The organism is Marinobacter sp. SS13-12, from assembly GCF_030227115.1.
In the GTDB taxonomy this organism is placed as follows: Bacteria; Pseudomonadota; Gammaproteobacteria; order Pseudomonadales; family Oleiphilaceae; genus Marinobacter.
This window is the reverse complement of the sequence record NZ_JASSUA010000001.1, coordinates 93,887-108,254: the sequence shown is the minus strand read 5'-3', so window position 1 is coordinate 108,254 and position 14,368 is coordinate 93,887. Positions and strand designations below refer to the sequence as shown.

Here is a 14,368-nt window from a genome sequence, read left to right as displayed (position 1 = left end):
TCAATCCGTCTGAGAAACCGGCGCGGCATTGAACCCCTCATGAAACACCACCATCCCTTGCGGCACGGAATCGCCGAACGGTAAAACAAAGAAATACTCTGCTGGCACACCTTCGTGGGCCAGGGCGTCCGTATTCACGAACCCGAATTGGCGGTAATACTCGGGATGCCCCACCAGGCAGCAACCCTTCGCGTTCATCCCCTTTAACCGTTCCAGGCCCTCGTTGATCAGGGCCTTGCCGATGCCCTTGCGCTGAAACTCCGGAAGCACCGACACCGGCCCCAGGCCATACCAGCCTTCAGAGCCATCCGACATGGTGACCGGCGAAAACGCAATATGCCCCACAATACGCCCGTCCACCTCCTCAGCCACCAGTGAGACCGATAGCGCGCCGGCGGCTCTCAGGGCGTCAATGATGAAGTGTTCCGTGTGGTTGCTGATGTCCAGCGGCTGGAAAGCGGCGAGGGTAATGGCCGAGATAGCCGGAATGTCTATCTCGCTCTCTTCCCTGATCATGATGTTCTGTGAGGTCATGGCCCTTCCCTTCGCGAAAAAAATCTTCTCCGATAATTATGGCACCGCCACCTTGTACGTGCATGAGTTTGCTATAGTGTATTTTCCCCGCTTCAAGGAAGAACGACCGGTGAAAACAGCAAGACCGCAAGATCAACGTTTTTCTGGTAAGTCCTCACGCCTACCTGAGCCCAAAGAGCCCGAAGAGGTTGTTGTGTATCTTTGGGGGCGCATCTTTGCTGCTCTTTTCGTATTAATTCTGGTGGTGGGGGGCATAATCTGGGGCGCTTTAGAGATCTTTGGCTCCGGCGAGCAAAAGGAAGCGCTGGCAGAGAACCAGGGAGTGGAGTCGCCTTCTCTCCCGTCGGTATATGTCGACCAGCCCGCGTCCGCCGAGCCTGCATCTATCCAGTTACCGAAGACCTCATCACGCGAAACATCGGAATCTGACGCAAACGCTGGCATGCCGGACGAGACAAATTCAGTTCAAACTGAAGTGGCCGAGACGCCTGTTGCCGTGTCCGAAACTGCATCGGGAGCAGCATCAAGTGATTCCAATGCAGAAAGTGATGCCACTGCAGAAAGTGATGCCACTGCAGAAAGTGATTCCACTGCAGAACCCGACTCCCCTCAGTTGGCCAGTCAGGTGAGCGAACCGGAACCATTGGTAGAGCCCGACTCCCTTCCGGCGCCGGCTGCAGGAGTATCCGAACCGTCCGGGGAAGATGCTGCCTCCATGAAGCTACTTTCTGATCACGTGATCCGGGCGCAACTGAGTACCGGCCTGGAGGAAAAAGAGCCAATTGACGAAATCCCGAACGTTTTGACGATGGATAGTGACGGACTGATTCGAATTTACCTGTTTACCGAAATCCAGGGCATGGAAGGTCAGCTGCACTTTCACGACTGGTACCTGGGGGGTGAACGGGTTGCGCGGGTGGAAATTAGGCCGTCGGTTGACCCCATGCGCGCATCCTCAGCCAAGTATATCGACCGACACATGGTGGGAGACTGGCGAGTTGAGGTGGTCACAGAGGAAGGCGAGCTTTTGGCCAAAGGGGAGTTTTCGGTTCTGCCTCTCTAACCGAAGTGGGGGAAGTGCAACCGTTGCCTGAGTAGGGTGTTAGATGCCGTATTCACGCTCAACCTTCGCAATCCGCACCCGAAAGCTGGAATACCGTTGCTGATGGCCAAGCCGCTGGGCCTCCTGGTGCTCTGCGTTCTGCTTCCAGTTGCGGATGGCCTCAAGGCTTTCCCAGTAGGACACCGTAATGCCCAGACCCTCCCGGGCGGATTCCATGCCCAGATAGCCTGGTTGTTGGGCTGCCAGTTCTGCCATTTGCTGGGCCATTTCGGCGTAGCCGTTGTCGCCGTCTGTGCGGTGGCTGCTGAAGATGACGGCGTAGTATGGGGGCTTGGGGGTGTTGGAGATTGCTGACATTGAGTGCTCGGGGTAGCAGGCTGGAAAAGCTTTCGTGCTGTTGGCTGCTCATGACAATTCCTCCTATGCTCTAATCATAGGCCAGGAGTGTCTACTGCACCGGGGTAAGTCCAAGATCCACAGCGGCCTGATAATTCGGCAGAATTCCCCAATTATCCTCAAACTCCGCAACGTCTTTGATATTGAGAATCGCTTGAGGTGAAGCGCCGCCCCCAGGCCGACGATAACCATGTTTCTCCATAAAAGCTGAGTACCGCGCGACAACCTTTCTCTGTATATCTGCCTCAGTGCAAATGAAAAACCTGGCTTCGTTTATCCCTGCGTTACTCAGTCGCACCAAAATCCAGATCAAGTTGGGATGCCTTAGCGCTTTCTCGGCACCAATAGATTGGCGGTTTTCTTCGCCGATACTATGCGTGCACCATTTGTCGATTGTGGATTGAACCAGAGCACCCTTAGTGCTGGTTTTTACCTGAACGGGAAAGGATTCGAGAGATTCGGAGTGCACAGCGGTGACGTCAAATCCTGGAACATTTCCAGAGTACGGAGAGGCGTAATAACCCAGCGTACCCAAGACCGCCGACACCAGATGCTCTCCGACTTGTCCTGTTAGCTTATTTCCAACCCCAGATGCCATACTCTCAATTAATCCTTAGCGCAAAGCCCTGAAATAAATATGTCCCGGTTCCGTCAAAATCAACAACTATGCGAACGCATCGTTCGTTTGTATTTTGTTGTTTTGCGGGTCCCATTTCTCGGCAACGTTATCAATCATTGCTTGAAGCGCGGAGGGTGTTTTAATGAACACCGGGAGACCATGATCATCGATCTCATCGGTAATCATCACTCCATCAAAATAGCTCGGACTAAAGACTCCTAACTGTCCTGACCACATCTGTTTAAGATAGCTCAACCATTCAGGTTTATTCTCATCAAACTCAACTATTCTTGCTGTCGAGTTAAGATACGTCGATATCGCAGACTGTGGAATCCATCCCTTCAAGTAATCACTAAAATATATCTTTTCACCAATAAATTTACTCTTAGCCAATGACACAATGTTTGCCGTAAAGTAATTGGCATTTCTTAGATACAGATCCGACGCAGCACAACAAGCATTTCCGTCTGAATTCAGTAGAAGATCGTTGTCAGCGAAGCCGAAAGTTATTCCGTTTTTCCTTGCTAGATTGGCCATAATTGCTAATTTTTGACCTCTGTATTCTAGAGGAAGGATATACTCACGGCCCTCCTTCTTGGAACCTAAATCCCTATATAATTTAATTGGATTTCCGTCCAGAATGCTTACCAAGCGCTTCCCAAATTTTTTGTTAGCATCTATTGGGCATTTTAAATATTCAGCCGAAATATGCTTAACGTTTGAAAAGCAGGCTAGCTCTAACAAATAATCGTAACTTGCTTCGTGTCCCGGAATTATAGGTTGACACCTAAAACAAACTGGTATTCCTTCATTGTGAAGAACCTTCGCTGCTTCCGCGAGGTTTTCTAATTCCGGACAGCCCCTGTCGATCAGTTTTCTTGAGTTATAATCTACAACAGTGGTTGAAAATCTAATATAAACATTTGACCCACAAATTACATCGAGATATTTTTTATCAATGATTTCATCACTTTTTGTGCTTATAATTACCGGATAGTCGAATTTTTTTAGTATCTTTAGGTATTCTAAAGTGACTCGTTCTCTAGTTTCTATTTTTGTAAACGGATCTGACATGCCACCGAGCTGGAAGGGGACCTTTCGACTAATTAACTCGTCAAGTGCTGAACATACCTTCCCATCAAAAACCCTTTCCAGCCTGTTCAGCAGGGATGATGGATTACCTATTTTTAGCACCCCATTCCGCCCAAAACCTTGTCGGGTTGAAGCAAAACAATACTCGCAAGAAAACTGACATCGGTTGTATGGGTCCAATCTAAGTGGTGTGGCACAAAAGCCAACCTGGCTAGTGAGACCTGCATAGTATTTATACGAAGTCATACTTGGGTCATCCCTACGAACCATTTCCAAGATAATACTGCACCACTGAATATATGCTGACCCAATACGATAATGAAAAGTACTAAGCTAAATAGTAGAAAGATTTTTATTGTTGCTCGTGCAATGCAACGACTGGCAGAATATCGCCCAAACAGTTCGTAGAATATGTCTTTCTCTGACTCTTGGTCTTCCGAAGTGCTTAGAATTGGCATTCCGAATTTATATGACGCGCCATCCACCTTGAATTCTATAGTTGTTTGCTTATCTTCAACTTTAGGTTTTGAACAGAGTTCTTCGCTCAGCTCTTCTTTTAGCTTTTCTAAATAACCTTTGTCAGACAATCTCTCCGACAGTATTTTCTTTTCTTTGGCACTCGCAATTTTCAATAAGTTGTGAGCCTCCCAAGCAAGCCATCTAGGATGGTGTTTGTACTCGGAGTAATCGGAGTAGTTGTTGTATTTTTTGATAAATTTTGGACATCGCACTTTATAAATGCCAAGTGCAATTACGAAAAAGAGCGAAGAAACCCAGAGGATTTGCCAATGGAATGGCAATGCTAGGTTGATCGTATAAGTAACCCCCGACAGTGTAATTGGAAGGGGATTAGGGAGTTGGCCTACCAATGCAGCTACGATCGGAACCAGGGTGAACCAAGCAACTAAATACCTCAATATGATTAGTTGAAAAAATTCTTGATACTCTTCCCATCTGTCAATCTTCATCGTATTAACGACCTCATAACTCTGATAGCCTCATAGACATTATGACTCCCCAGCTAGGAGGCAGCACCACGAAAAAAACATAGCCTACTATTCATTGGCCGGGTAAGCACAAAGACTGCATCGCCATGGTCTGGGGTTCTTATCAACGTTTGAAGCAGGGGCCGCGACTTCAGGAGCGCCCCTTGCCTGAATTTGTTAACTGTTTTTCTCTAGTGTCGAGTGTGAACTTCTCTCCGTATGCGGATGAATATTTAATTATTAAGTCAAACACGTCCAACTTCGCCTCGAAAGCGTCCACTTCCTCCCAGTTGTCCGCGCGGAATTTTACCGCTAGCAAAACTACGTTTTCGTTGTGAGGCATCGCATAGCCTTCACGCAAAACGGTATGGGTTGAATTTTTTGCTTGCGGACCAAGCGTTTCCTCAACTGCTTTCTCGAAATCGCACGTTTTTCCGTTTACCAGCACTGAAAATTCATTTACGAATGCAGGTCCTAGGCCGCTATTGGTCAGAGTAATCTGTAACCTCGCCGCCTGATTATATTTATCTCTATCTGTATGAGTAAGCAAAAGCGGCTTTACTGATATTTTATTGTGCTTTCGCTGGGTAATCGCTTGCCATGCTGTAAAAATTAACGCGCAAAGAGCTATTACCTCTGCTGAATGATCGGAAAGAAAATCCATACTCGATACTCTTACAGTTAACGCAAAGCATTGTGGAAATTTCGGCGCCGCGAAGCGGTGGAAAAATTGTCAGGTAACACGACTTATTAGATTTCATTCGCACGGCTCTACTGGAACAAACAAAAAGCTCAATCCCGTCTCAACGGCTCGCCATGAAAAATCGTAGTTATTTTTCAATGTGATGGGCGGTCCATATGGATTTTGAGTCCTATAAACTAGCTCCGTTCCAGCTCCATAACGTCGGCCCTCTCGGAAATCGAAATCTTTAGTGTCCTGCGAAAAGTCTTCCTGATTGATGTAGTGAGGATGGTCCCTCGCCACTAATAGGTAGCCGGCATCTACAAAGCCACCATAGCGCTCGAGATTATGGAGATCCTTGAAGACATCATATCGATTATTGGGCTCTCGGTGATTAGATTTTTTGAAGTACTTGAGCTCGATCGCGCAAGAGTGTTTCTCTCCGCTTTTAACGTTCTCTAAAGAAAACCAGATATCGATTTTCGCTTTCTCAGTTCTACTCTTCACAAATGCTCCGCCACTTAGCGTCACATTTTTCTCAAGTTCGATATTGAATCGCTCATCTGGCGTTTCCTCGTAGAGCTCACCAAGTGTTTTCAAGATCGATGCAAGCTGCAACTGCAAAGAAGCTTCATTACATACATCAATACGCTGTCCTGTGACTTTGCCACACAAGCGATCGTACGCAATTTCGACGATTTGCTTGATTCGCTCCTCATGATTCATGCGATTCGGTTCCAGTGAAATTTAACGCCTTGGCTTTGCGGCGTACCGGAGCGCCAGCGTGGGTACCTCCGGCAACAGCCACTTTTTAATTCTTAGCGGCCAATCGCGAGAAAAGATCGATAACAAAACATTGCATTGTTATGAGCAGATTCATAACAACCTGTCGGGAATACCTTTGTCGCTCTCTATCTCCTGGCCTATACCCGTTTCGATGAACAATATCGTGGCGGCTATCTACCGCCTTCGAAAGGTCACCAAAGTCAGGTAATTCCATCCCAAAAGCCGACTTGTATATTTTTGAGACTAAAGGCAAGTTATGGAACACGGTGTTTTCAAAGTGCTCACTGGCTAGCTCTAAAGGAGTTTTATTCTCGCTGATAAGTGCTTTAAGGGAAAATTTCTCATTCTTGAACTTCTCATAATTGGATCCGAGGCTTTCAAGGACTTTGGGGTCACTATTTAGAGAATCTATCAGGTGATCATAAAGCAGGGATTCCAAAGCGGAAAATGCATTAGCAAAAAGCATGCGCCTGAGATGATCCTCTGTAGGTCTTGTGTGCTTGTCTGCATTTCTGTTGAGTGCTGCGATCTGCGCCACAGCTGAACGGAAAAATCCAAGAGGGTTTTTATTGGAACCTTTGGGCGATTTTGCCAATTCCTCGATCGTTTCCTGTTTAACCCTAAGCGCCACTTCAAGCTGATCGTTCAGATGATATTTTTCGATTATTGACCGACTTTCATCGGTTAATCCTTCAATTGAGCCGTCTGAGTTTTTTCGTATCTGATACCGCTTGGAGGAGGAAAACGTAATCGTCCCGTCTTCACTCACTGAAAGCAAAGCGGGAATTATTTTATTTTCTTTGTACGCTGCTGGCATTTATGTTCCTCCGCCCGCCTTACGCGAATTGTTAGAAGTCTATTTGCCCCTGAGAAGGTGGGCGTATTACCTCGTAGACTTTTTCAATTTCATAGTGGCAATGTACTACCTCTTGCTCATAGCCATAAGATGTTTCTTCATAAAGCAGTACACGCAGTGAGTCACCCGGACGGACGTCGATGGCACGCTTCTGGAAGTCATAGAGCCAGTCCGTATGTGAGATCTTGGCATCGATCGAGTGCCCAGCGTATTGGAAAGACCACATCGATTGTCCAAGGTAATCCGGCTTTTTAACTTTAATTACCTGTCTGGAAGAGTGCTTAACCACTTCTTTCGTGAGCACGTCCCGCACAATCTCACTAGATATCTCTAGATCCCGGTTAAATAATATTTTCTGACCGTCATATTCGTAAACTGCGGTATCGTTCCTCTCAAGATGACCCAGGCTTTCCTGAATGGAACGGACATCTGAAAGTAGGATATCAGCGCGGGGAGCACCGTAGGCAGGCAACTGCTTGATATTTGTATCTTCCGCAATTTTTGCGATTTCGTTTTCAAGGTCTCTTACATTTTCTCGGCTTACGCTATCATCTTGATCATTCAACCAACCTAAAACTGCATACTTAGCGCGAAGAAGGAAATGCCCCAGAACCTTTTTCCACTCCCCATCTTTGAGTGCCTCGTCCGGCACACCCTCGACTAAGTCGCGGAAACGCGCCTTCAGTGACCCTGTCTCCACTTCGTCTAGAACGAGGGAAGTATTCAGTGCCACATCAAATGAACTCAGGAGGTGCTTATCTAGGGATTCGAACGCTTTTATGAGGTCGGACATCGTCCGGAACACTCTGGTGGGATCACCGCTCCCTCGCTCGAAGTCGATAACAACTTCAAAGTCGTTTTTGTAATTGGTATCCATTCCACTCCCTTAGTACTACTTCTAACAGCAGCTAGATAGCTGGCACATCGCGACAAAACTTTGAGCGCTTCATTGCCAAGCCATAGTTTGTTAGCTAACCACTAAAATAGCCGTTAAATCATGTGTCTGCAAAGCTATCGATCGAAAACCCCGCAATATCGCAACGCAATAAAGAAGCGCGCTCCATGGTCCCAACTACTCTAGGAGCGTATACGCAGAGTACACAAAGCACAAACCCCAGCACATGGCTGGGGTTTGAGGCAGTAACGGAATGAAAGAGGCGAGGCGCCTACTTCTTCAACCCCATCTCCTCAATAGAAATCTCCCGCATCTTGAACTTCTGGATCTTCCCGGTGACCGTCATCGGGAATTCATCCACGAACTTGTAGTTCCTGGGGATCTTGAAGTGGGCGATCTTGCCCTTGCAGAATTCCCGCAGCTCGTCGCCGGTGACCGGGTCTGCGTCCGGGGCCAGTTTTACCCAGGCGATAAGTTCTTCGCCGTACTTGTCATCGGGGATGCCGGTTACCTGCACTTCCTCGATGGAGGGGTGGGTGTAGAGGAATTCCTCGATTTCTTTCGGGTAGATGTTCTCACCGCCGCGGATGACCATGTCTTTGATGCGGCCAACGATCTGGATGTAGCCTTCGTCGTCCATGGTGGCCAGGTCGCCGGTGTGCATCCAGCCGGCTTCGTCGATGGCCTCACTGGTTTTTTCTTCGTTGTTCCAGTATCTCAGCATCACGCTGTAGCCGCGTGTGCAGAGTTCGCCGGTTTCGCCACGGGGCAGGATGTTGCCGTTGGCGGGGTCGACGATCTTGGTTTCCAGGTGGGGCTGGGTGCGGCCCACGGTGGTTACCTGCTTCTCGAACGGGTCGAGGGAGCTGGTCTGCGTGGATACCGGGCTGGTTTCGGTCATGCCGTAGGCGATCTGAACTTCCTTCATGTTCATCTTGCCGTTGACCTTTTTCATCACTTCCGCCGGGCAGATGGAGCCAGCCATGATGCCGGTGCGCAGGCTGGAGAGGTCGTAGCTTTCAAACTCAGGCTCGGCCAGTTCGGCGATGAACATGGTGGGCACACCGTAGAGAGCGGTGGCTTTTTCCTGGTGCACGGCCTGCAGCACGGATTTGGGCTCGAAGCCTTCACCCGGGTAGATCATGGTGGAACCGTGGGTGATGCAGCCCAGGTTACCCATCACCATGCCGAAGCAGTGGTACAGGGGCACGGGGATGACCAGGCGGTCTTTCTCGGTCAGGCGCTGGCTCTCGCCCACAAAGTATCCGTTGTTGAGGATGTTGTGGTGGGTGAGGGTGGCGCCTTTGGGGTTGCCGGTGGTGCCGGAGGTGAACTGGATGTTGATGGGGTCATCAAACTGCAGCACGCTCTGGCGCTCGTCCAGTTGCTGCTGGGGGACGTCGCTGGCCTTGGCGACGAAGTCGTTCCAGGTCCACATGCCTTCGTGGCTGCGCTTGTCGAGGTTGATCACGCCTTCGAGCTTTTCCAGGCGGCGGGACTTGAGCTTGCCGGGTTGGCTGGCGTTCAGTTCCGGGGCCAGTTCGTAAATCATCTTGCGGTAGTCGGAGGTCTTGAAGCTGTCTGCGGTGACCAGGAAGCGCATGCCGGCCAGGTTCAGGGCGTATTCCAGTTCGTGCACGCCGTAGGCCGGGTTGATGTTCACCAGGATGGCGCCCACCTTGGCGGTGGCGAACTGGGTGACGGTCCACTCGTAGCGGTTCGGGGACCAGATGCCCACCCGGTCGCCACGCTCAACGCCGATGGCCATGAACGCGCGGGCCGCTTCGTTGACCTTGTCCAGGAATTCCCTGTAGGTCCAGCGGATGTCCTGGTGCAGGGAGACAAGGGCTTCGGTGTCTGGATGCTTCTCGGCGGTGCGGTCGAGCATTTCGCCGATGGTCATGCCCAGCAGCGGGCTTTCTGAGGTGCCACTGGTATAGCTTGGAAGAGTCATGCGCATTATCTCTGCCTCCATTGTTGTTGTAGTCGAGGGCGAGCAGTGTCGAACCTGCTAGCGACTCTGGCTGTGATATTCAGTATTTGGTTGCATATCGCTGGCGATGGCCACGCGATTGGACATGTTGTAGAAGCCGATCAGGTTACTCAGGTCCCAGATGCCGCGGTCACTGAGGCCGACATCCCGCAGGGCCTGGATATGTTCTTCGGTGACGGTGGCCGGGGAGCGGGTCAGGTGCGATGCAAAGTCGAGCATCGCCCGCTGGCGTTTGTCGAGTTTGGCCGTGCGGTAGTTCATCACCATGTGCTCGCCCAGCTCGGGGTCGCCGCTCAGTACCCGTACGGCGGCGCCGTGGGCGACCAGGCAGTAGTAGCATTTGTTCTCGGAGGACACGACCACGGCGACCATTTCCCGCTCGAGTTTGCTGAGTTCGCCTTCGCCCATCATCAGTTCGTTATACAGGCGGGTGAAGCCTTCGAGCTGTTTGAGGTTCTGGCTGTAGGCGGTCAGCACATTGGGGATCATGCCGAGTTTTTCCTGGCAGATCTGGAAGTACTTCTGGGTGTCTTCTGGCATGTCTTTGATCTCCGGGATTGGGAGATCCAGGGCTACTACGTTCTTCTTGTTCATGGTGTGCTCCTAGCCTGTGGATTGGGTGCGGTGGGGAGCGGGCCGGGCTGTCCGGGACACGCCGTTAATACGTCCATGTAGGCTCGTAAAAAACATCCTTGTTTTTTACGGTCCCGGACAGCCCGGCCCGCTCCCCACTCGATCATTTGCAGTTACCGCCTAATGCCTGGCCTACTTTTGAGCCGTTGTGGCGACTTAACTGCGCACTTATCCATTCACCTGTTGCCACTAGTTTGTCCAGATCGACGCCCGTTTTTATGCCGAGACCGTTAAGCAGGTATAGCACGTCTTCGGTGGCTACGTTGCCTGATGCACCTTTGGCGTAGGGGCAGCCGCCGAGGCCGGCTACGGAGGAATCGATTACCGCAACGCCTTCTTCCAGAACCGCATACAGGTTGGCCAGGGCCTGGCCGTAGGTGTCGTGGAAGTGGGCGGCCAGTTTTTCGATGGGCACTTCGGCGGCGACGGCTTCGAGCATGCGTTTGGCCTTCAAAGGCGTGCCTACGCCGATGGTGTCGCCGAGGGAGATTTCGTAGCAGCCCATTTCCGCCAGGGCTTTCGCCACTTTTGCCACCTGTTCGGGGGCGATGTCGCCTTCGTAGGGGCAGCCGAGGACGGTGGAGACGTAGCCGCGTACCGGTATCTGGTGCTGTTTGGCGGCTTCCATCACCGGCAGGAAGCGTTCCAGACTTTCGGCGATGGAGCAGTTGATGTTTTTCTGGCTGAAGGACTCGGACGCAGCACCGAAGACGGCGACTTCGTGGGCCCCCGCCGCCAGGGCGTTCTCGAAGCCCTTGAGGTTGGGGGTGAGTACGGAATAGCGCACGCCGGGTTTGCGTTTGATGCCGGCCATGACGTCGGCGGCGTCACCCATTTGTGGTACCCATTTCGGCGACACAAAGCTGGCGGATTCGATGTGGTTTAGGCCGCAGTCGGCCAGCCGTTCGATCAGGCTGGTTTTGATGTCGGTGGCGATGACCGCGCCGGGCTCATTCTGCAGGCCGTCGCGGGGGCTCATTTCAACCAGTCGTACGTTTTGGGGAAAGGCCATCAGCCTGCCTCCTCTTCCGCGTCTGCAGTGACTTCAATCGCAATCAGCTCGGCACCTTCGGAGACCTGGTCACCTTCGGCGAAGAAGATGTCGGTGACCACGCCGTCGGCCGGGGCCTTGATGGCGTGTTCCATTTTCATGGCTTCCATGATCACCAGGCTCTGGCCGGCAGTGACCTTGTCGCCGACTTTCGCCTGTACCGCCACGATGGCGCCGTTCATCGGGGCGGCCAGGCTGCCTTCGCCGGCCATTTCTTCGAAGCCGTAGGTTTCCCGGTACAGAATGCACTGGAAGGTGTCGCCTTCGTAGAAGAGCACCAGCTGGTCGTTGTGCAGGTTGCCATGGATACTGATGCGGTGGCCGTTGATGACCGCCTGCAGGTAGTCGTCGTCCAGGCGGGCGGTGAGGTTGTACACGCTGCCGCCAACGAATACCTGGTAGCGGTCATCCCGTTCCAGCACCTTGAGTTCGTGAATCTCTTCACCCACCTGCAGTTGCAGGGGCTGGGCGTATTCGGAGTTCATGCGCCAGCTGTTCTGGCGGCCGAACGGCGACCAGGGGTCGGTGCTGATTACTTCCCGGGACTTGCGCTGTTCCAGCACGAAGCCGGCGGCCAGTACCAGGGCCTTGTGGGTATCGAGCCGTGATTTCGGGAACAGCAGTTCCCGGTGGTCGTCGATGAAGCCGGTGGTCAGCTCCGCTTCCCGGAACGGCTGGGAATCGGCCAGCGCGTGGAGAAAGCGGATGTTGGTTTTCACGCCGGCGATGCGGTAATGCTCCAGGGCCTGGACCATGCGGTTGATGGCCTGGTCCCGGGTTTCGTCCCAGACGATGAGTTTGGCGATCATCGGGTCGTAGTTGATGCTGATGTCGTCGCCTTCGGTGACGCCGGTATCCACCCGCACATGCGCGCTTTCATCGGGCGTGCTCAGGTAGCGCAGGTTGCCGGTGGCGGGCAGGAAGTCCTGGTCCGGGTCTTCGGCGTAGATGCGGGCTTCCAGGGCGTGGCCCCGGGTTTTCACCTGGGACTGTTCCAGTGGCAGCGGGTCGCCCCAGGCCACTTTCAACTGCCATTCTACCAGGTCCTGGCCGGTGACCATTTCGGTGACCGGGTGCTCTACCTGCAGGCGGGTGTTCATCTCCATGAAGAAGAAGGAGCCGTCCACGTCATAGAGGAATTCCACGGTGCCGGCGCCCACGTAATTGATGGCCTGGGCGGCTTTGACGGCGGCTTCGCCCATGGCTTTGCGGGTGTCGTCGCTCAGGCCCGGGGCCGGGGCTTCTTCCAGCACTTTCTGGTGGCGGCGCTGCACCGAACAGTCCCGCTCGGCCAGGTACACGCCCTTGCCGCTTTTGTCACAGAACACCTGGATTTCCACATGGCGTGGCTGGGTCAGGTAGCGTTCGATGAGCATGTCCGGGTTGCCGAAGGCGTTCTTCGATTCCCGTTTGGCGGCGGCCAGGGCGTCATCAAATTCTTCCATGCGTTCTACAACCCGCATGCCTTTGCCGCCACCGCCGGCGACGGCTTTGAGCAGCAGCGGGAAGCCGCATTTTTCGGCTTCCTTGCGCAGGGTGTCCGGGGCCTGGTCGTCACCGTGGTAACCCGGCACCAGTGGTACGCCGGCTTTTTCCATGATGGATTTGGCGGCGGATTTGGAGCCCATGGCCGCGATGGCGGAGGAAGGCGGGCCGATGAAGACAATGTTGTTGGCTTCGCAGGCTTCGGCGAACTGGGTGTTCTCGGAGAGAAAACCGTAGCCCGGGTGAACGGCCTGGGCGCCGCTTTCTTTCGCCACTTCGATGATCTTGTCGGCTTTCAGGTAGCTCTCGGAGCTGGGGGCCGGGCCGATGTTGAAGGCTTCGTCGGCCATCGCCACGTGCCGTGCGTCGGCGTCGGCGTCGGAATAGACGGCGACGACACGGATGCCCATGCGATGGGCGGTCTGTATGATCCGGCAGGCGATTTCGCCGCGGTTGGCGATCAGGATTTTGCTGAACATTAGTCTTCCTCCGGAACCCAGTTGGCTTTGCGCTTGTTCAGGAAGGCATTGAGCCCTTCCTGCCCTTCGGCACCCACCCGGATGTCCGCGATGCGTTGTGCGGTGTCGTCGATGACGTCGTTGCCGATGACCTTGTGGCTGACGGCGAACACCAGGTCTTTGGCGGATTGCATGGCCTCGGGCCCGTTCAGGGCAAGCTGCAGCAGCAGTTCGTCGCAGCGGCGCTCCATGGCGGCCACGTCTTCACACACTTCGTGCACCAGGCCGAAGTGTTCGGCTTGCTGGGCAGTGAAGATCTCGGCGGTGATGAAGTAGCGGCGGGCCTGGCGTTCGCCGATGGCACGCACCACGTAGGGGCTGATCACCGCCGGAATCAGGCCGAGCTTGACTTCGCTCAGGCAGAAGCTGGCTTTCTCCGTGGCGAGCACAATGTCGCAGCAGGCGGCCAGGCCGACGGCACCGCCGAAGGCCGCACCCTGTACCAGGCCGATCACCGGTTTGCCGAGATGGTTCAGGGTGTCCATCAGCCGCGCCAGTTCCCGCGAGTCGTCCAGGTTTTCCTGGCGGCTGTTGTCCGCCATGCGGCGCATCCAGCCCAGGTCCGCCCCGGCGGAGAAGTGCTTGCCTTCGGAACGCAGGATTACGATGTTGGTGTTGTCGTCGGCATTCACTTTTTCCAGCGCGTTGATCAGTTGCTGGATGATGACGTCGTCAAAGGCGTTGCGTTTGTCCGGGCGGTTGAGCACCACTTCGGTGACACCGTCGGCGCGTTGGTTGAGCAGTACCGCTGATTCCTGATCGGTCATGGCGTTGTCCTC

At 53.1% G+C, this 14,368-nt stretch carries 15 protein-coding genes; 1 reads left to right on the top strand and 14 read right to left on the bottom strand.

All coding sequences use genetic code 11. The features are described 5' to 3' along the window. A complete protein-coding gene (locus QPL94_RS00530) occupies positions 1 to 534 on the bottom strand; it encodes a GNAT family N-acetyltransferase (RefSeq protein WP_285354819.1) in 534 nt (177 codons plus the stop codon). Between QPL94_RS00530 and QPL94_RS00525 the strand changes: the two genes are divergently transcribed. Continuing rightward, entirely contained in the window at positions 533 to 1,597 is a 1,065-nt protein-coding gene (locus tag QPL94_RS00525) for a DUF2914 domain-containing protein (protein ID WP_285354818.1), read from the top strand. The two genes, QPL94_RS00530 and QPL94_RS00525, sit on opposite strands and share 2 nt — an antisense overlap. 39 nt (positions 1,598 to 1,636) lie before the next feature. Here QPL94_RS00525 and QPL94_RS00520 read toward each other — a convergent pair whose 3' ends face one another. The 13 genes from QPL94_RS00520 to QPL94_RS00460 all read right to left on the bottom strand — a co-directional run bounded on the left by QPL94_RS00520 (position 1,637) and on the right by QPL94_RS00460 (position 14,356). Continuing rightward, a complete protein-coding gene (locus QPL94_RS00520) occupies positions 1,637 to 1,954 on the bottom strand; it encodes an antibiotic biosynthesis monooxygenase family protein (protein WP_285354817.1) in 318 nt (105 codons plus the stop codon). Between the two features lie 91 nt (positions 1,955 to 2,045). Continuing rightward, positions 2,046 to 2,591 (bottom strand): hypothetical protein, encoded by a 546-nt coding sequence (locus tag QPL94_RS00515; RefSeq protein WP_285354816.1) that lies wholly within the window; start codon positions 2,589 to 2,591, stop codon positions 2,046 to 2,048. 66 nt (positions 2,592 to 2,657) lie between these two features. Next, positions 2,658 to 3,806: a radical SAM family protein gene (locus QPL94_RS00510; RefSeq protein ID WP_285354815.1), complete on the bottom strand. Its 1,149-nt coding sequence runs from the start codon at positions 3,804 to 3,806 to the stop codon at positions 2,658 to 2,660. A 140-nt stretch (positions 3,807 to 3,946) separates the two neighbouring features. Beyond that, a complete protein-coding gene (locus tag QPL94_RS00505) occupies positions 3,947 to 4,672 on the bottom strand; it encodes a hypothetical protein (protein ID WP_285354814.1) in 726 nt (241 codons plus the stop codon). 169 nt (positions 4,673 to 4,841) lie between these two features. Beyond that, positions 4,842 to 5,354: a hypothetical protein gene (locus QPL94_RS00500; protein WP_285354813.1), complete on the bottom strand. Its 513-nt coding sequence runs from the start codon at positions 5,352 to 5,354 to the stop codon at positions 4,842 to 4,844. 93 nt (positions 5,355 to 5,447) lie between these two features. After that, positions 5,448 to 6,098, bottom strand: a complete 651-nt coding sequence (locus tag QPL94_RS00495; protein WP_285354812.1) for a hypothetical protein — start codon at positions 6,096 to 6,098, stop codon at positions 5,448 to 5,450. Positions 6,099 to 6,183: 85 nt separating this feature from the next. Then, entirely contained in the window at positions 6,184 to 6,975 is a 792-nt protein-coding gene (locus QPL94_RS00490) for a hypothetical protein (protein WP_285354811.1), read from the bottom strand. Positions 6,976 to 7,006: 31 nt separating this feature from the next. After that, positions 7,007 to 7,891, bottom strand: a complete 885-nt coding sequence (locus QPL94_RS00485; RefSeq protein ID WP_285354810.1) for a hypothetical protein — start codon at positions 7,889 to 7,891, stop codon at positions 7,007 to 7,009. Between the two features lie 289 nt (positions 7,892 to 8,180). Beyond that, entirely contained in the window at positions 8,181 to 9,863 is a 1,683-nt protein-coding gene (locus tag QPL94_RS00480) for an AMP-binding protein (RefSeq protein ID WP_285354809.1), read from the bottom strand. A gap of 57 nt (positions 9,864 to 9,920) precedes the next feature. Further along, positions 9,921 to 10,496 carry a peroxidase-related enzyme gene (locus QPL94_RS00475; RefSeq protein ID WP_285354808.1) on the bottom strand — a complete coding sequence of 192 codons (576 nt, stop codon included), beginning with the start codon at positions 10,494 to 10,496 and terminating at the stop codon, positions 9,921 to 9,923. Between the two features lie 142 nt (positions 10,497 to 10,638). Then, a complete protein-coding gene (locus QPL94_RS00470; RefSeq protein WP_285354807.1) occupies positions 10,639 to 11,547 on the bottom strand; it encodes a hydroxymethylglutaryl-CoA lyase in 909 nt (302 codons plus the stop codon). Beyond that, a complete protein-coding gene (locus tag QPL94_RS00465) occupies positions 11,547 to 13,550 on the bottom strand; it encodes an acetyl/propionyl/methylcrotonyl-CoA carboxylase subunit alpha (RefSeq protein ID WP_285354806.1) in 2,004 nt (667 codons plus the stop codon). Before QPL94_RS00465 ends, QPL94_RS00470 begins: the two co-directional genes overlap by 1 nt. Further along, positions 13,550 to 14,356 carry an enoyl-CoA hydratase-related protein gene (locus tag QPL94_RS00460; RefSeq protein ID WP_285354805.1) on the bottom strand — a complete coding sequence of 269 codons (807 nt, stop codon included), beginning with the start codon at positions 14,354 to 14,356 and terminating at the stop codon, positions 13,550 to 13,552. Before QPL94_RS00460 ends, QPL94_RS00465 begins: the two co-directional genes overlap by 1 nt. Positions 14,357 to 14,368 lie beyond the last annotated feature (12 nt).